The 23,901-nt window shown below is 57.0% G+C and carries 21 protein-coding genes and 1 pseudogene; 20 read left to right on the top strand and 2 right to left on the bottom strand.

Going from position 1 to position 23,901, the window contains the following annotated elements; translation table 11 throughout:
* The first annotated feature begins 4 nt into the window (after positions 1–4).
* The 7 genes from argC (at position 5) to ACPLUI_RS00365 (ending at position 10,243) form a co-directional block, all read left to right on the top strand.
* Complete coding sequence (gene argC, locus ACPLUI_RS00335; RefSeq protein ID WP_424658281.1) at positions 5–1,048, top strand: N-acetyl-gamma-glutamyl-phosphate reductase; 1,044 nt, start codon at positions 5–7, stop codon at positions 1,046–1,048.
* Positions 1,049–1,261: 213 nt separating this feature from the next.
* Positions 1,262–2,476 carry a bifunctional glutamate N-acetyltransferase/amino-acid acetyltransferase ArgJ gene (gene argJ, locus ACPLUI_RS00340; protein ID WP_424658282.1) on the top strand — a complete coding sequence of 405 codons (1,215 nt, stop codon included), beginning with the start codon at positions 1,262–1,264 and terminating at the stop codon, positions 2,474–2,476.
* Positions 2,477–2,525: 49 nt separating this feature from the next.
* Complete coding sequence (argB, locus tag ACPLUI_RS00345; protein WP_424658283.1) at positions 2,526–3,413, top strand: acetylglutamate kinase; 888 nt, start codon at positions 2,526–2,528, stop codon at positions 3,411–3,413.
* A gap of 17 nt (positions 3,414–3,430) precedes the next feature.
* Complete coding sequence (locus ACPLUI_RS00350) at positions 3,431–4,627, top strand: acetylornithine transaminase (protein WP_424658284.1); 1,197 nt, start codon at positions 3,431–3,433, stop codon at positions 4,625–4,627.
* 22 nt (positions 4,628–4,649) lie between these two features.
* A complete protein-coding gene (gene carB / locus ACPLUI_RS00355; RefSeq protein WP_424658285.1) occupies positions 4,650–7,916 on the top strand; it encodes a carbamoyl-phosphate synthase large subunit in 3,267 nt (1,088 codons plus the stop codon).
* Positions 7,917–8,040: 124 nt separating this feature from the next.
* Positions 8,041–8,976 carry an ornithine carbamoyltransferase gene (argF, locus tag ACPLUI_RS00360; protein WP_424658286.1) on the top strand — a complete coding sequence of 312 codons (936 nt, stop codon included), beginning with the start codon at positions 8,041–8,043 and terminating at the stop codon, positions 8,974–8,976.
* Positions 8,977–9,034: 58 nt separating this feature from the next.
* Positions 9,035–10,243 (top strand): argininosuccinate synthase, encoded by a 1,209-nt coding sequence (locus tag ACPLUI_RS00365; protein WP_424658287.1) that lies wholly within the window; start codon positions 9,035–9,037, stop codon positions 10,241–10,243.
* Positions 10,244–10,315: 72 nt separating this feature from the next.
* Here the strand turns inward: ACPLUI_RS00365 and ACPLUI_RS00370 are convergent, their stop codons facing one another.
* Entirely contained in the window at positions 10,316–10,564 is a 249-nt protein-coding gene (locus ACPLUI_RS00370; RefSeq protein WP_424658288.1) for a hypothetical protein, read from the bottom strand.
* 334 nt (positions 10,565–10,898) lie between these two features.
* Here ACPLUI_RS00370 and ACPLUI_RS00375 point away from each other — a divergent pair, with 334 nt between their 5' ends.
* From ACPLUI_RS00375 to ACPLUI_RS00405, 7 genes are all read left to right on the top strand, one after another.
* Positions 10,899–11,594 (top strand): zinc dependent phospholipase C family protein, encoded by a 696-nt coding sequence (locus ACPLUI_RS00375; protein ID WP_424658289.1) that lies wholly within the window; start codon positions 10,899–10,901, stop codon positions 11,592–11,594.
* 80 nt (positions 11,595–11,674) lie between these two features.
* A complete protein-coding gene (locus ACPLUI_RS00380) occupies positions 11,675–12,070 on the top strand; it encodes a hypothetical protein (RefSeq protein ID WP_424658290.1) in 396 nt (131 codons plus the stop codon).
* 15 nt (positions 12,071–12,085) lie between these two features.
* Complete coding sequence (locus ACPLUI_RS00385) at positions 12,086–12,304, top strand: hypothetical protein (RefSeq protein WP_424658291.1); 219 nt, start codon at positions 12,086–12,088, stop codon at positions 12,302–12,304.
* 199 nt (positions 12,305–12,503) lie between these two features.
* Positions 12,504–14,231 carry a phosphoenolpyruvate--protein phosphotransferase gene (gene ptsP, locus ACPLUI_RS00390; RefSeq protein ID WP_424658292.1) on the top strand — a complete coding sequence of 576 codons (1,728 nt, stop codon included), beginning with the start codon at positions 12,504–12,506 and terminating at the stop codon, positions 14,229–14,231.
* A 56-nt stretch (positions 14,232–14,287) separates the two neighbouring features.
* Positions 14,288–15,199 carry a quinate 5-dehydrogenase gene (locus tag ACPLUI_RS00395; protein WP_424658293.1) on the top strand — a complete coding sequence of 304 codons (912 nt, stop codon included), beginning with the start codon at positions 14,288–14,290 and terminating at the stop codon, positions 15,197–15,199.
* Positions 15,200–15,231: 32 nt separating this feature from the next.
* Entirely contained in the window at positions 15,232–15,585 is a 354-nt protein-coding gene (locus ACPLUI_RS00400; RefSeq protein ID WP_424658294.1) for an SCP2 sterol-binding domain-containing protein, read from the top strand.
* Between the two features lies 1 nt (position 15,586).
* A complete protein-coding gene (locus ACPLUI_RS00405; RefSeq protein WP_424658295.1) occupies positions 15,587–16,948 on the top strand; it encodes an APC family permease in 1,362 nt (453 codons plus the stop codon).
* A 6-nt stretch (positions 16,949–16,954) separates the two neighbouring features.
* Here the strand turns inward: ACPLUI_RS00405 and ACPLUI_RS00410 are convergent, their stop codons facing one another.
* Entirely contained in the window at positions 16,955–17,863 is a 909-nt protein-coding gene (locus tag ACPLUI_RS00410) for a L,D-transpeptidase family protein (RefSeq protein WP_424658296.1), read from the bottom strand.
* Positions 17,864–18,200: 337 nt separating this feature from the next.
* Between ACPLUI_RS00410 and ACPLUI_RS00415 the strand changes: the two genes are divergently transcribed.
* From ACPLUI_RS00415 to ACPLUI_RS00440, 6 genes and pseudogenes are all read left to right on the top strand, one after another.
* On the top strand, positions 18,201–20,042 hold the full coding sequence (locus ACPLUI_RS00415; RefSeq protein ID WP_424658297.1) for an N-acetylmuramoyl-L-alanine amidase: 1,842 nt from the start codon (positions 18,201–18,203) through the stop codon (positions 20,040–20,042).
* 164 nt (positions 20,043–20,206) lie between these two features.
* Positions 20,207–21,010, top strand: coding sequence for a glutamate racemase (gene murI, locus ACPLUI_RS00420; protein WP_424658298.1), 804 nt, complete (start codon positions 20,207–20,209; stop codon positions 21,008–21,010).
* Between the two features lie 56 nt (positions 21,011–21,066).
* Positions 21,067–22,083, top strand: coding sequence for a 2-hydroxyacyl-CoA dehydratase family protein (locus tag ACPLUI_RS00425; RefSeq protein ID WP_424658299.1), 1,017 nt, complete (start codon positions 21,067–21,069; stop codon positions 22,081–22,083).
* Positions 22,084–22,097: 14 nt separating this feature from the next.
* A complete protein-coding gene (locus ACPLUI_RS00430) occupies positions 22,098–22,871 on the top strand; it encodes an acyl-CoA dehydratase activase (protein WP_424658300.1) in 774 nt (257 codons plus the stop codon).
* A 44-nt stretch (positions 22,872–22,915) separates the two neighbouring features.
* Positions 22,916–23,689, top strand: a complete 774-nt coding sequence (locus ACPLUI_RS00435) for an MBL fold metallo-hydrolase (protein WP_424658301.1) — start codon at positions 22,916–22,918, stop codon at positions 23,687–23,689.
* Between the two features lie 66 nt (positions 23,690–23,755).
* A pseudogene (locus ACPLUI_RS00440) lies at positions 23,756–23,901 on the top strand (ribonuclease PH); the annotation flags it as partial.

The following is a 23,901-nucleotide window of genomic DNA, read 5'->3' on the forward strand; positions in this document are numbered from 1 at the left end:
GATTATGGCTATTAAAGCAAGCATTATCGGGGCAACCGGTTATGCCGGTGCCGAACTGGTCAGGTTGTTGAGCGCCCACCCGCAGGTAGAACTGGTGGGGTTGACCACCCAGAGTTATGCCGGCAAGGCCTTCTGGGAGGTTTACCCGCACCTTTACGGGTATGTGGACCTGGCTTGCGAAGAGCAGGACTTGCCGGCCCTGGTGGACAGAAGCGACGTTATCTTTACAGCCCTGCCCCACGGCCATGCCATGGCGGTGGCCCGGGAAGTTATTGGTGGGGGAAAGGCCCTGGTGGACCTGGGAGCGGACTTTCGCCTGCACGACCCCGTAGTTTACCGGGACTGGTATAAAGTCGAACACATAGCTGCGGAGCTCTTGCCTCAAGCGGTGTACGGCTTGCCGGAGATCCACCGGGACGAAATCCGTACCGCCCGGCTGGTAGCCAATCCGGGTTGTTATCCCACCAGCGTGATTCTTGCTCTGGCCCCCCTGTTAAAAGAAGGCCTGGTGGATACCGGCTCCATCATCATCGATTCCAAATCCGGCGTTTCAGGGGCCGGGCGGGGATTGTCTCTGAACACCCATTACTGCGAGGTTAACGAGAGCATAAAGGCCTATGGGGTGGCTGTACACCGTCACACCCCTGAGATCGAGCAGGAATTAAGCGCCCTGGCCGGCGAAAAGGTGCTGGTTTCCTTCACTCCCCACCTGACGCCCATGATCCGGGGTATTTTAAGCACCATCTACGCCCGGCTGACCCGGTTGAAGAGCACGGAGGAAGTTTTGGCCCTCTACCGGGAATTTTACAAGGAGGAGAAATTTGTCCGGGTGTTGCCCGCCGGCATGCTGCCAGCGACCAGGATGGTGGCCGGCTCCAACCACTGTGACATTGGCCTGGTGGTGGACCGGCGCACCGGCAGGGTGGTAATCATTTCCGCCATCGATAACCTGATCAAAGGAGCCGCCGGCCAGGCGGTCCAGAATATGAATATAATGTTCGGGCTGGCGGAGGATACGGGGCTTTACGGACCGGGGGTATATCCGTAACAAAGGTAAAAATGACTGCCGTTTGCACATGAGCGAGCGACATTGACCCGGCACTGACTGCAACCAGAGTTATTGGGTATGGCTGAATGCCAATTGTGTGCAGTTTCAATCCTTACGCAGGTATCTGGATCCGGTGAGTGCTGGGGAACGAAGCGAGCGGGTGCAAACGGCAGGCAAGTGCTATCTTCAAGGTGGATAAGGAGGAATGCCGGCTTGGCCAGTACGTGGGAAGAGAAAAGCGGCGGTGTCACCGCCCCGCAGGGCTTTCTGGCCGCGGGAGTGGCCGCTGGAGTGAAATATAAAGGAAAACGGGATATTGCCTTGATTTTTTCCGGGGTTCCGGCCCGGGCTGCAGGAGTCTTCACCACCAACCTGGTGAAAGGTGCACCAGTGCTGGTTACCATGGAGCGCATAGCCAGTGGTTCGGCCCGGGCGGTGGTGGTGAACAGCGGCAACGCCAATACCTGCAATGGCGAGCAGGGTATCAGGGATGCCCTGGCCATGACCCGGGAAACGGCCCGTGTATTGAATATTCCCGAGGAGGATGTCCTGGTAGCTTCGACCGGGGTTATCGGCCAGCCCATGCCCATGGACCGTATCTTGCCGGGTATTGCCGCTGCGGCCCGCGAACTCTCTCCCCGGGGGGGCTCGGACGCTGCCGAAGCCATTATGACCACCGATACCGAGCCAAAGGAAACGGCTGTTTCTCTTACTCTGAGCGGGCACACGGTAACCGTCGGGGGGATGGCCAAGGGCTCCGGGATGATTCACCCTAACATGGCCACCATGCTCTGTTTTATCACCACCGATGCGGCCGTTTCCGCTCCCTGTCTCCAGGAAATGCTTCGTTATGCGGTGGACCGCAGCTTCAATATGATCAGCGTGGATGGTGATACCAGCACCAATGACATGGTCCTGGCCCTGGCCAACGGCCTGGCCGGAAACCCGGAAATTACCGCTGAAAATGAAGATTACCGCCTGTTGCGTGACGCTCTGACCGAAGTATGCACCCGTCTGGCCCGCGCGGTGGCCAGGGATGGTGAAGGGGCCACCAAGTTGCTGGAAGTGAAGGTGACCAATGCCGCCAGCGAGAGGGATGCCCGCCTGGCCGCCCGGGCGGTGGTAGCTTCCAACCTGGTTAAGACGGCCATATACGGCCAGGATGCCAACTGGGGGCGTATTATCTGCGCTGCGGGTTACTCGGGTGCGCACTTTGATCCCGACCGCGTGGATATATACCTGGGTGACATAATGGTGGCCAGAGATGGAGTGGCTTTGCCCTTTGATGAGGAAGCAGCTTCGTCTGTGCTGGCGGGCCGTGAGGTGCGGGTGCTGGTGGATTTAAAGGCGGGAGAATATGAAGCGACTGCCTGGGGCTGCGACCTGACCTGCGAGTATGTAAACATTAACGCCAGCTACCGGACATAACGCCTGTACCTGGCTTTTTTAAGGAAGGTTAAACCGGGGAGGTATCCGATTGCTCAGCGCACAGGAAAAAGCGGCCATTCTTGTGGAGGCCCTGCCTTACATAAAGAAGTTTTACGGTAAGACCGTGGTTATCAAATACGGCGGGCATGCTATGGTGGACTGCGGGTTGAAAAAGGCCGTGCTTACCGATGTTGTTTTAATGAAGTATGTGGGCATGCATCCGGTAATTGTCCATGGGGGGGGACCAGAAATTTCGGCCATGCTCCAGAAGCTGGGTATCGAGTCCCGCTTTGTGGGCGGCCTGCGGGTCACCGACGAAGAAACCATGGAAATAGTGGAAATGGTCCTGGCGGGCAAGTTGAACAAGGAAATCGTATCCCTGATCAACCGCATCGGCGGCAAGGCGGTCGGCCTCTCGGGCAAGGATGCCTGCCTGCTCCAGGCCGTAAAGAAACCCGGCAGGGTGTACCAGCCCGACGGGACGGTGGAATTGGTGGACATCGGATGCGTGGGTCAGGTGAAAAAGGTTAACCCGGCTATCGTTCACACCTTAATCAATGAAGGCTATATTCCCGTGGTGGCCCCCGTGGCGGCGGGCCCCGAGGGGGAGAGTTACAATGTCAATGCCGATACCGCCGCCGGGGAACTGGCGGTGGCCCTGGGTGCCGACAAGCTGATTATCCTTACCGACGTGGAAGGCATTCTGGAAGACAGGGAAAACAAAGACTCCCTGCTTTCGGTGATCCGGGCGGACGATGTACCTGATTTGATCGCCAGAGGCATTATCGGTGGCGGCATGATCCCCAAGGTTGAGTGCTGTACCCGTGCCCTTTACGGCGGTGTGAACACCACGCACATTCTGGATGGGCGGGTACCACACTCCATTTTGCTCGAAGTGTTTACGGATAAAGGCATCGGTACCATGGTGGTCCGGTGAGCAGGGAGGAATGAGATGTGGCCGGTGCGGAAATTATCGAGCTTACCGATAAATACGTCATGCGGACCTACGGGCGCTTCCCCCTGGCCCTGGTGAGCGGACAGGGGGCGCGGGTTTGGGACGCCGAAGGGAAGGAGTACCTTGACTTTGTGGCCGGGTTGGCTGTCTGCTCCCTGGGCCACTGCCACCCGGCAGTGGTTGAGGCTATAACTTCCCAGGCCCGGAAATTGATGCATGTATCCAACCTTTACTATATAGAACCCCAGGCGAAGCTGGCCCGGTTGCTGGTGGAAAATTCCTGCGGGGACCGGGTGTTTTTCTGCAACAGTGGTGCCGAGGCCAACGAGGCGGCCATCAAGCTCGCACGCAAGTACGGTAAAATTCACGGCGGTCAGGAAAAATATGAAATCATCACGGCCCTGAAATCTTTCCACGGGCGTACCCTGGCGGCCATCACCGCCACGGCTCAGCCGAAGTACCAGAAGGGTTTTGAACCACTTCCGGCGGGGTTTAAGTACGTTCCCTTCAATGATGTGGAGGCCCTTTCCCGGGCCGTGAACTCCGGCACCTGTGCGGTGCTGCTTGAACCGGTCCAGGGCGAGGGCGGGGTGAACGTGGCCACGCCTGAATTCTTAAAGGCGGCCCGGGAGCTCTGTGACCGTTACGATGCCCTGCTGATCTTTGACGAAGTGCAGTGCGGTCTGGGCCGTACGGGTAAGTTCCTGGCCTACCAGCATTACGGAGTGGAGCCGGATATTTTTACGCTGGCCAAGGCCCTGGGCGGAGGGTTCCCCATCGGAGCCATGGTGGCCAGGGAGAGGGTGGCGTCGGCTTTCAGTCCCGGCGACCACGCTTCCACCTTCGGGGGCAACCCCCTCGCCTGTGCGGCCGGGCTGGCCGCCGTGGAATACCTGCTCCATGAGGGTGTGATTGAGAATGCCGCCCGGGTGGGGGCGTATTTTAAGGGGCGCCTTTCGGAACTGGCAGGCCGTTTCCCCTTTATCCGGGAAGTGCGCGGCCTGGGGCTGATGTTGGGTATGGAACTGGCTGTCGAGGGCAGGGAGATCGTTGGCAAATGCCAGGATAGGGGTTTGTTAATTAACTGTGTGGACAATCACATCCTGCGCTTTATTCCTCCCTTGATTATCACAAAGGCCGAGGTGGATGAGGCGGTGGAAATCCTGGCCGGCGTCCTGGCCGAGATGAAACGGTAACTTTGGCAGCAGGAGGATAGCCATGCCCAGACGTCAAGACATCAACAAGGTACTGGTTATTGGCTCCGGCCCGATTATTATAGGGCAGGCCGCGGAGTTCGACTATGCCGGTACCCAGGCCTGCCGGGCCCTCAAAGAGGAAGGGGTTCAGGTGGTGCTGGTGAATTCCAACCCGGCCACCATCATGACCGACAGCCACATGGCCGATCAGATCTATATCGAGCCCCTTACCTGGCAGACCGTGGCCCGCATAATCGAACGTGAGAGGCCCCAGGGGCTGTTGCCCACCCTGGGAGGTCAAACCGGGCTGAACCTGGCCGTGGAACTGGCCCGCCAGGGGGTGCTGGAAAAATATGGTGTGGAACTGCTGGGCACTTCCCTGGACAGCATCCGCCGGGCGGAGGACAGGGAACTGTTCAAGGAGACCATGCTGGCCATAGGTGAGCCGGTACCTCCAAGTACCACGGTCACCAGCGTGGAACAGGCCCTGGAGTTTGCCCGGGCAATCGGTTACCCCCTGATCGTCCGGCCGGCTTACACCCTGGGCGGTACCGGGGGTGGCATGGCTACGTGTCCGCAGGAACTGGAGGCCATCGTCCACCGGGGGCTGGTGATGAGCCCCATCGGCCAGGTGCTGCTGGAAAAGAGCGTGGCCGGCTGGAAGGAAATAGAGTACGAAGTGATGCGGGATGGAGCCGACAACTGTATCACCATCTGCAACATGGAAAACATCGACCCTATCGGTATCCATACCGGGGACAGTATCGTGGTCGCGCCGTCCCAGACCCTGGCCGATAAGGAATACCAGCTGTTGCGCTCCGCCGCCCTTAAGATCATCCGGGCCTTGAAGGTGGAGGGGGGCTGCAATGTTCAGTTCGCCCTGGACCCGGAGAGCTTCCGCTATTACGTGATTGAGGTCAACCCCCGGGTCAGCCGTTCCAGCGCCCTGGCTTCCAAGGCCACCGGTTATCCCATTGCCCGTACCGCGGCGAAGATAGCTATCGGCTTGAGGCTGGACGAGATCATCAATCCAGTGACGGGGAAAACCTGTGCCTGCTTCGAGCCGGCCCTGGACTATGTGGTTGTGAAAATACCCCGCTGGCCCTTTGACAAGTTCAGCAGCGCGGACCGCACCCTGGGTACCCAGATGAAGGCTACCGGCGAGGTCATGGCTATTGACCGCACGTTTGAGGGGGCCCTGCTCAAGGCGGTGCGCTCCCTGGAAATCGGGGTGGACAGCCTGCAGTGGAAGGGTTCGGGCAGCTGGAGCGAAATGGAACTGCAGCAACTGCTTTCCCGCCCCAACGACCTGCGCCTGTTTGCCATTGCCGAAGCTTTCCGCCGGGCCTGGGCCATGCGGGAAATATTTCAACTTACGGCCATAGACTATTTCTTCCTGGAGAAAATAAAAAACATCGTGGTTCTGGAAGGAGAGCTGCGGGCGGCCGGGCGCACCCTCCCTCCCGAGTTACTCCGGCGGGCCAAGGCGTATGGTTTTGCCGACAGCCATATTGCCCGGCTGACCGGTTTGGATTTCGACCGGGTGCGTGCGCTTCGGAAACAGTACGGCATTGTCCCGGCTTACAAGATGGTGGACACCTGTGCTGCGGAATTTGAGGCCGCCACCCCATATTACTATTCAACCTACGATGCCGTGGATGAGGTAATGGTGTCTTCCCGGCCTAAAGTGATCGTTCTGGGTTCGGGTCCGATCCGGATCGGCCAGGGCATTGAGTTTGATTATTGTTCGGTACATTCGGTCTGGGGGTTGCAGGCCGAAGGGGTCGAGGCCATCATCATCAACAACAACCCGGAAACGGTGAGTACCGATTTTGACACCGCCGACCGGCTTTATTTTGAACCTCTCACCCTGGAGGATGTCCTCAACGTGGTGGAAAAGGAAAAACCCATGGGTGTGATCGTCCAGTTCGGGGGCCAGACCGCCATCAACCTGGCCGGGGAGCTGGCCGCCCGCGGGGTGAAGGTGCTGGGTACGCCCGTGGAATCCATTGACGCCGCCGAGGACCGGGAAAAATTCAGCGCCCTTTTATCCCGCCTGGGCATTCCCCAGACAGAGGGAGGTACCGCCTTTACCGTGGAACAGGCCCGGCAAATTGCCGAGAGCCTGGGGTACCCGGTGCTGGTGCGGCCTTCCTACGTCCTGGGGGGGCGGGCCATGGAGATTGTCCACAACACTCCGGAGTTGCTAAAATATATGGAAACGGCGGTGCAGGTTTCACCCCGTCACCCGGTGCTGGTCGACAAATACATCCGGGGCCGGGAAGTGGAAATCGACGGCATAGGGGACGGCAGGGATATTTTCATTCCCGGCATTATGGAGCACATCGAGCGGGCGGGGGTGCATTCGGGGGACAGCATGGCCGTATACCCGCCCCAGAACCTCACCCCGGCCCAGATAGAGCAGGTGGTGGACTACACCCTGCAGATTGGCCGGGCGCTAAAAGTGTGCGGGCTCCTGAACATCCAGTACGTGGTGGCCAGAGACGGCATCTATGTCCTGGAAGTGAATCCCCGCGCTTCCCGGACTGTGCCCATTTTAAGCAAGGTGACGGCTGTGCCCATGGTACAGGTGGGTACCCGGGCCATGCTGGGCAAAAAGCTGTCCGATCAGGGTTACGGGTCGGGTCTGGGCAGGGTTTCGGATTACGTTACCGTGAAGGCACCGGTTTTCTCCTTTGAAAAGCTGGGTGAGGTGGAAATTTCCCTGGGACCGGAAATGAAGTCCACCGGGGAGGTCATGGGAGTCGACCGTACTTTCCCCGGGGCACTTTATAAGGCCATGGTGGCCAGCGGTTTAAGTCCGTCCCCGGTCGTGAACGGTACTAAATCGTCCGGTGGTTCTGCTCCTGGTGCACCGAAAGCGGTGCTGGTTTCCCTGGCCGACAGGGATAAAATCGAAGCACTGCCCGTGATCCGCCAGTATGCGGCCCTGGGTTACACTCTTTACGCCACCGGTGGAACGGCGAGGGCCATTGCTGCTGCCGGCATACCCGTGCAGGAAGTGGAGGATGTGACAGCCCTGTTGCGTTCAGGTGGGGTCAGCCTGGTCATCAACACCCCCACCCGGGGCAAGCACCCCGCCCGGCCCGGCTTCCGCCTGCGCCGTACCGCTGCCGAGTACCGGGTACCCTGCCTGACGTCCCTGGATACTGCCCGGGTGCTGGCAACGGTGCTGCAGTGTCTGGAGCACGGGGGGGAGCCCCGGCCCGTAAGCGTGCGGGAATTTACCGCCGGAATGCTGGTGCGGGAGCGTGAGGCCTTACCGTGATATCCCGGTTCTCCTCAGGTTCAAAATGTTCAGTGCTGGAGAGCATATGGGTGAGGGGGACGACGCCGTACCTGAAGCGGGTTGCCTCATCTTGAAGTTCTAATTTTAAGGAAGGGATTAACCAGTGAAGGAAAACTTTAAAGGTCGGGATCTCCTTTCCCTTCATGATTTCACCCCCGAAGAGATTGTGACCATCCTGGATCTCGCCGACGAGTTGAAGTCCAAACAAAAAAAAGGTATTCCCCACCCTTACCTGGCCGGGAAGACCCTGGGCATGATCTTTCAGAAATCTTCCACCCGCACCCGGGTTTCCTTTGAAGTGGCCATGTACCAGCTGGGAGGCTATGCCCTGTACCTCAATGCCGGCGACCTGCAGCTGGGCCGGGGTGAGACAATTGCCGATACAGCCCGCGTGCTTTCCCGTTACCTGGACGGGATCATGATCCGCACCTATGCCCAGTCGGATGTGGAGGAACTGGCTCGCTACGCCGATATCCCGGTGATCAACGGCCTGACCGACCTTCTGCACCCCTGCCAGGTCCTGGCCGATCTGCAGACCATCCGGGAACGCAAAGGCAGGCTGGCCGGCTTGAAGCTGGCATATGTCGGGGACGGCAACAACGTCTGTCATTCCCTGCTTATCGGCTGTGCCAAAACAGGCATGCACATCAGCGTGGCGTCACCCCCCGGTTACCAGCCCAGAGAGGAAATTGTAGAGACAGCCAGGTCCGACGCGTTGTCAACAGGGAGCCGCATTGAAATCCTGACCGACCCGGTGGCGGCGGTTGCAGGGGCGGATGTGGTGGTCACCGATGTCTGGGCCAGTATGGGACAAGAACAGGAAGCTGAACAACGGCAGAGGGTTTTTGTCCCCTACCAGGTGAACGAAGAACTGGTGCGCCACGCCAAACCCGACTTTATCTTTTTGCACTGCCTGCCCGCCCACCGTGGTGAAGAGGTAACGCCGGAAATTATCGATGGGCCCCACTCGGCTGTCTGGGACGAGGCGGAAAACCGCCTGCATGCCCATAAGGCCGTACTGGCTCTCCTCCTGGCGTGATACGTTCCGGGTTACAAAAAATATTTCCGAAAAAATATTTCCGAAGGAGTTAACCATTATGAAAAAGGTAGTTCTTGCTTACTCAGGAGGACTGGACACTTCCATCATCATCCCCTGGCTCAAAGAAAACTACGGCTACGAAGTCATTGCCATGGTAGCCGACCTGGGGCAGGGTGAAGAACTGGCCCCTCTGGAGGAAAAGGCTATAAAAAGCGGTGCCAGCAAAATATACATTGAGGACGTAAAACGGGAATTTGTAGAAGAGTACATCTTTCCCACCTTGCGGGCGGGGGCCATTTATGAAGGCAAATACCTTTTGGGTACCTCCATGGCACGCCCTTTAATTGCTAAAAAGCTGGTTGAAGTGGCCGAAAGGGAAGGGGCGGAAGCCGTGGCCCACGGCGCAACCGGCAAGGGGAACGACCAGGTGCGCTTTGAGCTTTCAGTGAAGGCGCTGAATCCCGACCTCAGGATTATCGCTCCCTGGCGCGAGTGGGAAATCCGTTCCCGGGAGGATGCCATTGATTACGCCCAGGCCCGGGGGATTCCTGTTCCCGTTACCAGGGAACGACCTTACAGTATGGACCGCAACATCTGGCACCTCAGCCACGAAGGTGGAGACCTGGAGGACCCCGCCAAAGAACCGCCCGGGGACGTACTCCTGCTGACCACGCCTCCGGAAAAGGCTCCTGACCAACCCACTTACGTAGAAATCTATTTTGAGAAGGGTATTCCCAGACAGGTCAATGGCGAATCACTGGATCCGGTGACGCTGCTGGAGAAGTTGAATGTCTTCGGAGGGGCCAACGGTGTGGGGATTGTAGACATGGTGGAAAACCGCCTGGTGGGGATGAAGTCCCGGGGTGTATACGAGACTCCCGGCGGTACCATCCTCTACCTGGCCCACCGCGAGCTGGAAAGTATATGCCTTGACCGGATGACCATGCATTTCAAAGAACTGGTAGCCGCCCGTTATGCCGAACTGGTTTATGACGGCGTATGGTTCTCTCCTTTACGGGAGGCTCTGGACGCCTTTGTTGAGGTGACCCAGCGTACGGTGACCGGTACGGTGCGCATGAAGCTTTACAAAGGCAACTGCACCCCGGCCGGTGTCAGTTCGCCTTATTCTCTTTACAACCCGGAACTGGCCACCTTCAGCCGGGATGAAATATACAACCAGGCTGATGCTGCCGGTTTTATAAACCTTTTCGGTTTACCTTTGAAGGTGCGGGCACTGATGGAGAAAAAAGCGGGGTTAAGACTGTAGCAGGTGTCAAAACTGGAAGGTGGGCTTAAAATAAGCCCACCTTTTTAAAGGCTGAAAAGCCGTGACAAGCTTTCACGGCTTTTTGGTACTGAATAATTTCTGGTACCGTTCCGGATGATTGCGGGGGAGGTTTTGTTCACGGAGCAGCCTGATGATGTTTTCCGTACTTTCCCCGGAGTTCAGGAGGTTGAAGAAGGCCCTCTCATTCACATAAACGCTGCTGCCGTCCTGGAATTCAATAAAGTACTTGTTTGTGCCCGGTATGGGGGTAGCTTTGATTCCACATTCGGTGAGAAATTTAAAGTTTTGCGCAGGTTTCACGGTCCCACCTCCCACGGGGTGCCTGTGGACTTATCATACGTGCTTTTTTTACTAAAATAAATTTTCTTTCGTTCAATGGATGAATCTGGCCTCTTTCCGGTGATTGTGAATCGTTAGCCTTTTTGCATGTACTCGCCCCCCGCCTTGAATATAATTTTAACATATAATTGTTATAAGGCAAATTAATTCGTGAATTAAATCCCAATTTTCCCGTGTCTCAAAAATACTAAACTTAAAATCCCTTGCCCAAACCTTACAAATGATAAAGGGGTTTTCATGGTTCATGGAGAATATGAATAAGGTTACTTTCTGGTAATAACTATGAGGTGGGGAAATGAAACTTCACGTTGCCAGGTTGACCCATCCGGTGACTGCTGCCTCCCGTTATCTGTTATCCATAAACCTTCCCTTACAGGTTCTGGGAGCCAGTGATACCCATGTTTTTTGCAATGAACAGGGACGCGTGATTCTTTATAACGACGGCTACAGGGACTGTGCCCGGTTAATCAACCGGTTTTCCGACCAGCTCGATGCCGGGGTCACCTGGGCGGACCGGGGTCTGCGCAGCACCACCCATCATTTTGATCCCCTCCGGGGGACAGGGGTATGGGCGTGGGCGAATGCGGCTCAAAAATGCAGGCAGTATTTTGAGAAAGCGCTCTTGTTCTGGCGGCAGGGAAACTATCGCAAGTCTTTATTTATGCTCGGTGCATCCGTGCACCTGGTACAGGATGCCTGTGTTCCGCATCACGCCTGCTGCCAGCTCTTCGACGGGCATCTGGATTATGAGAAATGGGTAAAGGAGCGAAAGCATTATTACCGCGTGCGTTCGGGAGGTCTGTACCACCTGGGCCAGACTCCCGAAGAGTGGGTGGCGGCCAATGCATGGGAGGCCAGGGAATATTACCACCTGGTTCGGGCTTCTTCCGGTGCGGAGAAATATCACCAGGCGACGAGCATCCTCCTGCCCCGGGCCCAGCGTTCCACGGCCGGGTTTTTACTCTTTTTTTACCGGCATATCCAGCGGTAGCAATTGCAACACAGGCTGTACTTGCATGATCTTGCGGCCCGGCGGTCATAATAACAGGAAAGAAGTCGGGAGTGATGGTGATGCAGCTTAATTCGGGAGAGCGTTCCATCCTGGCCTACTTTCCTTCGAGCACTAAAGCCCGGCGGGCCATAGAAGAATTGAAAGCTGCTGGTTATGAGACTATCAGCCTGGACAGGGTTTCCCGCTTCGGAGTGGAGGACAATGCGGAGGTCAATTATGCCATCGCAGGCCGGGCGGAAACCATTACTGGTTTGACCCTTTTTTCCGCCGGTACCGACAGCCTGTCCAACAGTGAGTCCCGTGTCCTCAAGGCTGCAGACCCTTCGGTTAGCGGCATGGCCGCACACGATTACGGTACGGCGGGAGGGCGGGCGTTTCTCGTAACGGTTGTTACCAGTGAAGACAGGGTCCGGGGCGCCGTGGACATACTGGAAAAACACGGGGCGCAGGTTTGAAGTGGGGGTGAGGGTGTGGACCGGCGGAAAAAAGACGGTCTTGGGCCACCGCAAAGTTTCGATGAGGCGGTGGAACGCATTCGGGAAAAGGTGGAAGCTCCTGTACTGTCACCGGCACAGGTGGCTCTGTGGCGTTCCGGTTACGTGGAGGGGGCCGATGAGGCCCTGGCCCTGCTGGAACAGGCCAGGCAGGACAAGAAAATGGTCGTGCCCGGGATCAGTGATGAAATGTAGCGGGAGGTTTTCCCTCCCGTTCTTGTTTCTTCCGAGAAAAATTTTTTTCTTTTGTTCGAAATGGGGAGGAATAAACGGTAGTCACATCGAATTCAAAATAAAATATATTAGAAGTAGCAGCTCTTATCGTACCAGCCGTGCCAGCAACTGCTGGCCATTTTTGTTCTTTGAAAAATAAGGGTTCAAGGGGGGTAGCGAAATGTTGAGAGGAATTGCCGGGGCACCGGGGATTGCAATTGGCAGGGTTTTTATCTTTCGTCCGGAACAACTGGAGTTTGAGCGGAAGACCATTTTGCCCCAGGAGGTTGACCAGGAGCTCGTCCGCCTGCAGCACGCCCTCCGGCAGGCTCACCAGGAACTGGCCGGTATTTACGTGCGGGCGATGTCTGATCTCGGCCGGGACCGGGCGGGTACCTTCCATGCCCAGTTAATGATTTTGGAGGATGCCGCTTTTGAATCCGAAGTTATAAATCTTATCCGGTCCGGTATCAATGTAGAAGGTGCCGTGGGTGAAGTGGTAACCAACTACGTTCAGATGTTCGAGGATTCGGGCGACGAGTACCTTCGTGAGCGGGCAGCCGATTACAGGGACGTGGGGTGCCGTTTGTTGCGCATTCTGCTCGGCCAGTCCTGGACGCCGGTACCGCGTCTGAAGGAAGATTCCATTGTGGTGGCCCGGGATTTGACTGCCCCCGACAGCATGCAGCTGGACCGTTCCCGCATTCTCGGCCTGGCCATTGAGAGGGGGGGCCGGACCTGTACGGCCTGCATTCTGGCCCGGTCTCTGGAAATTCCGGCCGTAGTGGGGCTGGGACGTTTTGTACACCGGGTACAGAACGGGGACCTCATCATCGTGGATGGCAGCAAAGGTATGGTCATTCTCAACCCCGATCCTGCCACGGTGGCCGAGTACCAGCACCGCCGGGAGACCTACCTGGCCTGTAAAAAAGAAATGCAGATGCTTTCCGACCTCCCGGCTGAAACCAGGGACGGGTACCGTGTTCAACTGTTCGCTAACCTAGATCATCCCGGGGAAGTGGATAGTGCCCTGGCTCAGGGGGCGGAAGGAATTGGTCTCTTCCGTACCGAGCACCTCTTCCTGGGACGGGATACCATGCCGGGTGAGGACGAACAGTTCGAATTTTACTTGCAGGTAGTGCAAAAGATGCGGGGAAGGCCGGTGGTTATCCGCACGCTCGATTATGCAGGGCCTTCCAGTCCCTTCTTTCAGCCTACGCATTATGAACCCAATCCCTTTTTGGGCTGCCGGGGAATAAGGTTGAATTTGAACTTCGAGGAAATCTTGACCACCCAGATCAGGGCGATCCTGCGGGCAAGTGCTTTCGGCAGGGTAAAAGTGATGTTCCCTCTCATTTCCCGGGTTGAAGACCTGCGCCGGGTCAAGGCCATGCTCCGCCAGGCACAGGAAGAACTGGACCGGGCCGGCCAAAAGTTCGACCCCCGGATCGAAGTGGGCCTGCTGGTGGAGGTGCCATCTGCGGCCCTGACCGCAGAACTTTTTGCCTCCGAAGTCGACTTTTACAGCATCGGAACCAACGACCTGGTACAGTATACCCTGGCGGTGGACCGGGCTACGGCAGGGATAAATCCTCTGCATCAGGTCCTGCACCCCGCCATCCTGCGCCTGGTTAAGAACGTCATTGATGTGGCCCGTAACAACCGCAAGAAGGTGGCCATGTGCGGGGAAATGGCGGGGGAGCCCCTGGCCACCATGCTTCTTCTGGGTTTGGGTCTGGATCAATTCAGTGCGGCCGCGGGTTCGCTGCCGGAAATTAAGAAAGTAATCAGGGCGGTCACTTTAAAAGAAGCCCGGGAAGTGGCCCTGCAAGCCCTGCAGCTCTCGGCACCGGAAGAGGTCCGCCGATTTTTGGAGCAAGAGATGAAAAGCCGGCGCTTGTATTTTTAGCTCTATTTGGTTACAATGGTTAAGGATCAGTGTGTTTGGGAAATGGAGGTCTTTCGTTGAAACGAGTGGTGAGTGTCAGCCTGGGTTCATCCCGGCGGGATCACCGGGTGGAAGTGGAGCTTCTGGGGGAACGCTTCGAGATCAGCCGCCGGGGTACCGACGGGGATTTTGAACGGGCCATCCAGTTGCTTGAAGAACTGGACGGTAAAGTGGATGCCATCGGGTTGGGTGGTATTGATGTCTACCTGTACGCCGGAAGGACCCGTTATGTGGTCCGGGATGGCAAAAAGCTTATGGATGCCGTCCGGAAGACTCCGGTTGTGGACGGCAGTGGCTTGAAAAACACCCTGGAGAGGGAAGCTGTTTATTATCTTCGGGAGCATACGGATTTGCTCCCCCCCGGCACCAGGGTGCTGATGGTGAGTGCGGTGGATCGCTTCGGGATGGCCGAGGCTTTTGACGAGCTGGGTTGCGATCTTACCTTTGGGGATCTTATTTTCGCGGCCGGTATTCCCTATCCCATTCGCACGGTCAAGGAGCTGGAAGAACTGGCTGCCAGGCTGCTGCCTGAAATGTCGAAGTTACCCTTTCATATGCTCTATCCCACCGGGAAAAAACAGGAAACCCAGGATGAAGAAAAAGTCAGGAAGTTTGGGCATTATTACCGGGAAGCACAGGTAATTGCCGGGGATTTTCACCTGGTACGCCGTTACATGCCGCAGCTTGATGGGCAGACTATTATTACCAACACCACCACTGCTGATGACGTGGCCTTTTTAAAAGAAAAAGGAGCGGGCTGTCTGGTTACCACCACGCCCGAGTTTCAGGGGCGTTCTTTTGGGACCAATGTCATGGAAGCGGTTCTGGTGGCCCTGTTGCAAAAGCGTTGGGAGGAAATTACGCCCGGGGATTACCTGGACCTTTTACGGCGCCTTGATTTTAAGCCCCGGGTGCTATATCTGCGCTAGAATCTGCACTATCTGTTTGGAGGTAGGCACCATTGGCCAGTCACGAAGAAATTACTGCCAGCCTCCTGGCCTTCCAGGAGGGGTACAACAAAAACGAGCGGCTGAAAATAATGAACCGGGATTGGGACCGGATAGTCCTGGTGCAGGCAAGCGACATTCCTTCCCAGCATACCCTGGAGTTGCGGAATGGGGAGTTATCAGTTAAAGAAGGTGCACCCTCCCGGGCCGACCTGACGGTAATCGCCGACAGCGAGACCCTGGCGGACCTTTTTTACGGCGACATTACCCCTACAGAACCCTATATGAACGGTACGCTGAAAATCATCGGTTCAGAGGATGATATTGTGCGGCTGGATTTTATCTCCCTGATGATCTGGGGTGAGTAGAATGGGTTTAAAAAGGGTACTCACCCTGCGTACCGTAGTGGCAACCAGTGCTGGCCTCACTCTGGCCAGTTCCTCTTTTGTGGCCGCCGTGCAGGTGGCCGGTTTCCTGGCCGGGGACAGTGCCTGGCTGGCCATTCTCACGGGCGGCTTGTTGTGCGCGGGGGCCGCGTTGTGTTTTTCCGAACTCAATGCCCGCCTCCCTTCCGCTGCCGGCATCCGGCTTTATTTCTCCCGGGCTTTCAACGACCGGCTCGCTCTGACCGTTTCTCTGCTGTATATGGCGGTGGTGATGGGGGTTGTGGGAGCCGAGAGCTATGTGCTGGCGTGCGCCCTTAATGCTGCGTTGCCTGCAGTACCGCCCCTCGCCTGGATTATGGGCATGTTCCTGCTGGTTACCGGCCTGAATATCCGGGGGGTTAAAATCGCCGGTACCTTCCAGGACCTCATCACCTACGGACTTATGGGTTCCCTCCTGGTCCTGGCCTTTATCGCCCTGAGCAAAGTAGGCTTCAGGCTCACCGCACCCCTGGCTCCGGGCGGTGCCCTGGCTTTCATCAATGCTGTGGCGGTTGGGGTTTTCCTCTTTGTTGGATTCGAGTGGGTGACACCCCTGGCCGAGGAGGTCACCCACAGCCGCCTTGTATCCCGGGGGATGCTGCTTGCCATTGGGGTTTTGAGCGTGGTTTACGCTCTTTTTACCGTGGCCATGACTGCTTCTACCCCCCGTGAGATGCTGCTGGGGTCACCCGCCCCCCAGATGGTTTTTGCACGCCATGTTCTCGGGCCGTCAGGGTTGTTCTGGATGCTGGTCCTGAGTCTTGCCGCTTCGATTACTACATTTAATGCGGGCTTAATCAGCGTTTCACGTTTTATTTACGCTTCCGCCCGGGAGTATGTCCTGCCTCCCGTTTTTTCCCGCCTGAGTATGCGCTTTTTTACACCCTGGGTGGCCATCCTCACCGTCTTTATCACCGGTGTTACCATCTCTGTGGTAGTTCTGGTAACTCACCATTACCTGGTACTGGTTAACCTGGCGGCTGCCATGGAGTCGGTGGTATATGCCCTGGCGGGCCTGGCGGTGATCCGGTTGAGACAGAAAACACCGGAGGCTGAGTGTTCCTACCGGGTAAAAGGGGGCGTGGTTATCCCCGCCCTCACCTCGCTGGTCTTTGCCGGGCTGGCCGTGGCGGTGATGTGCACGGACTTGTATGTAAGCCTTTACCTTCTGGCCGGTTTTATCGTCCTCTGGTGGTACGTCCACCAGGTGGTTCCGGCTTTGAAGAACAAGTACCAGCCCCGCCGGCCGGCACGTCGCCGCCGCCCGGCGGTGGAACCGGCCGATGCCGGTTGCGAAAAAACTTAGCCCCCTTTAAAACCCCATTGCCCGGTAGGCCGGTTTATCTATCACATTGTCCCGGGAGAGGCCGTGCATGGCACGGAAACGGTAAACGCTTTCTTCCATGTCCCAGCGCCAGGTGCCGTCGATCTTGCCTTTGAACAACCCCAGCCGGGCCAATGTCCGCTGGACCTCCATGACGTCGGAACCGCAGAAGTCCCGGCGCAGGTCCCGAAAAGGAGGTTCCCGGTAGGTAAAGGGGTTGCCGATAATAACCACCTGCGCCCCCACGGGAACCCGGGGATAAAGTTCCTCCACGTCCCGGTTGTGCATGCGGATGCATCCGTGACTGGCATAGCTTCCGATAGACCAGGGTTTGTTGGTCCCGTGGATGCCATAGAGACCCCACGGTACGTTAAGCTCCAGCCAGCGCGAGCCGAAGCCCGTTCCCCAGTTCATGGCCTTGCGTACCACCCGGAAGTTGCCCAGGGGTGTCGGTGTTTCGTACTTGCCGACCGCTACGGGGTACTGCCGGTAGGGCCGGCCGCCCGCTAAAACCGTCAGGGTACGACGCGTGGTATCGATGAGGATGCTTACCTCCTCTGACGGTGGGCTCTCCTGCCGGCTGGTGGCTGGCGTGGTGACAATTTTGCCGATGGCGTTCCAGGTGGCCGGCCCCACTATTCCATCAGGTGTGAGATTGCGGTTTTTTTGAAAGTCCTCCACGGCCCGGGCCGTGGCCGGGCCAAAGATGCCGTCTACCGGTCCGTGATAATACCCCAGCCGGTTCAGCAACCTTTGCAGGTGGGCCACATCGGAGGATGCTGTTTTGGAGCCTGTCATGTGGAGGACCTCTTCCTGCTCACAGCAACAGCTTTCCATAGACAGTGTTTTCCCGCTGGCCGGCGAGGCTGCGTTTAACAGGAATACAAGTGAAGCCAACAAGAAACACCACTTCTTCTTCCCCGTCGTACCCACCCCCCTTTCTCTTAGTTATTTGCCTCCTGCTGTTTTTTATGCGGGACGTATTCATAATAAAGGCAGCGCTGGAACATCGTCCCATCATTCAATGCCCCCACCCGGTTCCCCAGCGGCGGGCCGTCTCGATAGCAGCCGGCCCCTGGAACGGGATGACACAGACTGAAAGATATCCAGAAAATGACCAGTTAAGGCAGCTGGTCCTTTTTTTGATTTTTTTCTGGCAGGATTTCCAGGATTAATGGAGAATTCTTTACCCAGCAGTGTCAGATTATGACGAACATTTGCTGGGGTTGGGAGAATGAAGATTGGGATCACGAAAAAGAGAAAACTTTATCGTTCTTTAGGCCGCGGGATGTTTGCCTGTCTGACCGCAGGCTTGTTGTTGTTATCCTGGCCGGGTACTTCCCCGGCCGGTGGAACGCAGGAAGTAGTTTTTAAAGTGGGGGAAAAGAACTATTTCGTAAGTGAACAAAGTTTTGCCATGGATGCCTCGCCCTTCATTGCCGGGGGACGCACCTACGTGCCTTTACGTTACCTGGCCCTGGCCCTAAATGTGGCTGAGAAGGATATCCATTGGGATAAAAATACCGGCACTGTTTTGCTGATAAAGGGCAATCTTACCGTAAAGCTTACAGTGGGCAGCAGGACCATGACAGTGAACGGACAGGCTAAGGAAATGGATGTGGCACCGCTTCTCAAGGACGGGCGCAGCTACCTGCCGGTACGCTATGTGGCCGAGGTGCTGGGTTACCGCGTCGAATGGGACCAGCAAAGCCTTGCCGTCCGGGTGGAACCGGTGGCTCCGCCGGGGGGCGGGCAGTCCGACTCCGGTATTGCGGGGCAGGTGGTTGTACAGGGCAATAGAGTTAATGTACGCAGCGGCCCGGGCTTGCAGAACCCGGTGGTGACCCAGGTGAACCGCGGTGAGCGCCTGGCTGTTTTAGGAAAGGTTCCCGACTGGTATCAGGTGCAGCTGCCCGGTGGGGGAACGGGCTGGATTGTAGCCTGGTATGTTCAGGAGGAAGGCCGGAGTACCGGTTCTGGCAGCACTCCGGTTCCCGCGCCGCCCGTGCAGGGGGAGGAAAGCTCCCGGAGTTTGCCCGGCGGACGTCCCCAGACCGGCGACACTGGCGGTCAGTCCCGGGATGCGGGCAGTTCACCCGGGCAGCAGCCTCAAGGCTCCCAGCCGCAGGCCGGCCCGGGTGAACAGAGCCAGAGTCCGGCTGTGACCGGGCTTGATGTTGCTGCGGCGGGTAAGGTCACAAGGGTGACGGTGACGGCCGGAGGGGCCATGACTTACAATATTTTCAGGCTGGCTTCTCCCGACCGTCTCGTGGTGGATTTAACAGGTGTTTGTCCTGGTAACTTGCCGAAGGAAATGCCCGTGAACACTGATGCGGTTGATAGGTTGCGGGTGGGCTGGTTCAGCCAGTCCCCGGATGTTACCCGCCTGGTCTTTGACGTGAAGGGGCCGGTGCAGTACCGGGCCAGCCTGTCGGCAGACGGTAAAACACTGGAAATGCAGATTTATATTCCGGACCCCGGCGATGTCCTGCGGGATGTGATTATAGCCGTCGATCCGGGACACGGAGGGCCAGACCCGGGTGCTATAGCAAACGGTTTGCAGGAAAAGGATATTACGTTGAAGATCTCCCAGCGGGTGGCTGAGTTGCTTTCAGCCCGCGGAGCCAGGCCCTTACTTACCAGAAGCGGCGATTATGATGTGGGACTGTACGAGCGAACGGACATGGCCAACCGGGCGGGGGCTGAAATTTTCGTGAGCATCCATATCAACGCCAACGTAAACCCTGATGTCCAGGGGACGGCTACCTATATCCTGAGTCCTGCCGGCGGCGGAGACCCCAACCGCCGGGAGGAGAGCCGCAGGCTGGCCGGGCGCATCCAGGCTCAGCTGGTGCAAAGGCTTGGGTTGGAAGATGACGGAGTCCTGGAGGCTAATTTTGCCGTTCTGCGCACTTCGGCGATGCCGGCGGTGCTGGTGGAAGTTGCCTACATCACCAACCCCCGCGAGTCCGCCCTGTTGACTCAGGACTGGTTTGTGGAGCAGACTGCACAGGGCATAGTCCAGGGCATTGTGGATTACCTGGGTGAGCGTATGGGCCAGGGAACCGGCGGCTAGTTACTTTCCAGAAGAAAAAATCTGTGTTATGATGGTACAGGTCCTTGCACGGGCCTGTCTTTTTTGAACCGGGTAAGCCCTTGAACTAAGATGACGCCTGCTTGAATAAATATAAGTTGTATTTTCCTGAGCATAATTTAAAAGGATAAGGAGAGAGCCTAAAATTGAGCGATCCCAGGCCCATTGGTCTTTTTGATTCGGGAGTAGGGGGACTCACGGTTTCACGGCAGGTCTTTCGCCTGATGCCCGGGGAATCTACCGTCTATTTTGGAGACAACGCACACGTACCCTACGGACCCCGCAGTCCTGAAGAATTAATCGGGTTTGCCGGTAGCATCCTCACCTTCCTGGTGTCCTGCGGAGTCAAATACGTCATTTTTGCCTGCAACACCAACTCTTCCATTTCCCTGCCCGTGGTAAGGGAACTTTATGCGGTGCCCATGATCGGTCTGATCGAGCCGGGGGTGAGGGAAGCGGTGCGGGTGAGTACCGGGGGACGTATCGGGGTTATTGCCACTGAGGCTACCATCAAAAGCGGGGCCTACCAGCGGGCCTTGAAAGAGTTGAATCCTGAGCTGGCAGTTTTCAGTCAGGCTGCTCCCCGCCTGGTACCACTGGTAGAGGCGGGCAGGGCCGGTACCAGGGAGGCTCTGGAGGCGGTTGCCGGGTATGTGCGGCCGTTGAAAAAGGCCGGCATTGATACACTGATTTTGGGCTGTACTCATTACCCTTTTCTGGAAACTGAATTCCGGGAAGCGCTCGGCCCGGAGGTGAAGCTGGTGGACCCGGCTGAAGCCACTACCATGGCCGCCCGGGATGAGATGCTTCGCCTGGGGTTGTTAAATAATCCCGGTGGTCCGGCCAGACACCGTTATTTTGTCAGCGGAGACCCCCGGGCATTTAAAGAAACAGCCCGCCTATTCCTGGGTGAGGAGCTTCCGGAAGTCCGGCAGGTAAAACTTGACTGAAGTCGAATTTATGGGGTATTGCTAAAAAGTACGTTAATTTACCAGGAGACATTATTATGGGTGACAGGAGCACTCAAGAAACTTTGCAGTTTAAGTCCCGGCGGGTGGGTATTACTACCACTGTGCCTGTGGAGGTCATATACGCCGCGGGATGCATCCCGGTTGATTTAAACAATGTCTTCATAACCAGTCCCAATCCCGGGGAACTGGTGGAGGAAGCGGAACTTGCGGGTTATCCGCGGAATGTCTGTGCCTGGATCAAAGGGATTTACAGCACTGTCCTGCGGCACCGGGATATCCGCACCCTGGTGGCGGTCACCCAGGGTGACTGCAGCAACACCCATGCCCTGATGGAGACCCTGGAGTTGATTGGTGTGGAAGTAATCCCCTTTGCCTATCCCTTTGACCGCGACCGGGACCTCCTGGCCCTGCAAATCGAAAAACTTATGGACCGCTTTGGCGTGGACGGGACTGCGGTCAACCGCGCCCGGGAGCGCCTGGATCAAATCCGCCGCAAGGTATGGGAGATAGACAGGCTGACCTGGCAGGAAAACCTGGTTGGAGGGTGGGACAACCACCTGTACCAGGTCAACTGCAGCGACTTTAAAGGAAATCCGGACGTATTTGAACAGGAAGTGGATGACTTTCTGGCCCGGCTGAAGGAAGCGCAGCCCCGGCAGGAAAGAATTCGCCTGGCTTACATCGGCGTACCTCCAATTATGGACGATCTTTACGATTATCTGGAGGAGCGGGGTGCCCGGGTGGTTTATAACGAAACCCAGCGTCAGTTTACCCTGCCCTTTGAGACCGCGGATCTGGTGGAACGTTATCGTTTGTACAGTTACCCGTACGGTATCTTTTACCGCCTGGAAGATATCTCCCGGGAACTGGAAAAACGCCGGGTGCACGGTGTCATCCACTACGCCCAGAGTTTTTGCTTCCGCCAAATTGAAGATTTGATAGTACGACAGAGGCTCAAGCTCCCCGTTCTCACCCTCGAGGGGGACAGGCCCAACCGCCTGGATGCCCGCACACGCATGCGCCTGGATGCTTTTATTGAAATGTTGCAGTAACGGGGTGTATTCTTTTGTATTGTGGTATTGACCTGGGCAGCAGGAATGTGAAAATCGCCCTGATGGATGAAGAAGGCCGCCTGGAATTCTTAAAATACGATACCATCGCTTTTTACCGGGAGCACGGCCGGCTGGAAGAGGGTCAGCTGGCGGTGGATTTAGGAGCCCTCCTGCCCGCTGGAACCAGGCCACGGGCGGTGGTCAGCACCGGTTATGGACGCCAGACCGTGGCTCTGAAAGGAGCCAGGGTGATTCCGGAGATCAAGGCCCACGTGCTGGGTGCGATTCACCTTACCGGGCTGTCCGATTTCACCCTCCTGGACCTGGGCGGGCAGGACAGCAAGGTGGCCCTGGTGCGGGGCGGGCGGCTCGTGGATTTCCTGACCAACGATAAATGCGCCGCCAGTACCGGGCGTTACCTGGAAAATATGGCGGCCGTATTGAACATCAGCCTGGACGAGCTCAGCCGCCATCACCGGAACCCCGTGGATCTCAATTCCACCTGCGCCATTTTTGGGGAAACGGAGCTGATCGGCAAAGTTCTTGAAGGTCACTCTACCGGTTCCCTGGCCGCCGGGGTGAATTACACCATTTTTAAACGTATCCGGCCCATGCTGATGCGCCTTTTCAGCGACACACTGGTTTTTACGGGCGGTGTCGCCCGGAATGAAGCTTTAAGGAAAATCCTGTCTGAAGAGCTGGGGGTGCTGGTGGTGGTGCCGGAGAATCCCCAGTATACCGGGGCGGTGGGGTGTTGTGTAGAAGCCAGGTTGGGAAGTGAGAAGTGAAAAGTCCGAAGTCGGAAGAAAAGTGGGAAATGGGAGGTGTGTAAATGCGGATCACCGTTCTGGGCTGCTGGGCTCCCTACCCGGCTGCAGGTGGGGCCTGTTCAGGTTATCTCCTTCAGGACGGCGGGGGTAATATCTTGCTGGATGCCGGTCACGGTACTTTCAGCCGTCTCGTACAGTTTATCCACCACTGCGACCTGCGGGCTGCGGTGATAACCCACCTGCATCCCGATCACTATGTGGACCTGCACTGCTTGCGTCATGCCACCGCCGCGGGGCTGCGGGAGAAGCACCGTTGGCGTAAAGTGCAGCTTTTTTTGCCTTCGGAACCGGCACATATTTTTGAGGAGTTCTCCGCCTGTACCGATGCTTTTGATGTGGTACCCATCGAATGCCTGCCGGAAGAGGAAGTCCCGCCCGGCATAAAGGTACGGTGCGGGTCCGTTGGTCCCGTACGGCTTTTCTTCCTGCCGGCGCGCCATTCTCTGCCCGCCTATTCGGTAGGGGTGGAAGGGTCAGGTTATTTTGTTTACTCCGGCGACAGCGCACCCACCGAAGAACTGGCTGCCCTGGCCGGGGAAGCGGGTATCTTCCTGTGTGAAGCCTCGGGTCTGGATAAGGATGCCGGTTTCCTGGCAGGCCGGCACATGACTGCCCGGGAGGCGGGAATCCTGGCCCGGCAGGCCCGGGTGAAGGAACTTATCATCACGCATTTCTATCCTGAATACGATCTCGCGGTTTTAAAGGCCGAAGCCGAGGCGGGTTTTGGTGGTACGGTGGAGCTGGCTGCTGAGGGGGATACATATTTCCTGTATTAATACGGTTGATGGATATACTATAATGGAACCTTGAGTAATGGAACATTGAGAGACAGGGGGAGAATTATGGAGAGGGTGGACGGCAGGAAACCGGGTCAGATCAGGCCGGTGAAGATCACCAGGAATTTTAACAAGTATGCCGAAGGATCAGTGTTGGTGGAAGTGGGAGATACGCGGGTCATCTGTACGGCTACGGTTGAGGACAGGGTCCC

The organism is Desulfofundulus sp., assembly GCF_049701015.1.
Classification (GTDB): domain Bacteria; phylum Bacillota; class Desulfotomaculia; order Desulfotomaculales; family Desulfovirgulaceae; genus Desulfofundulus.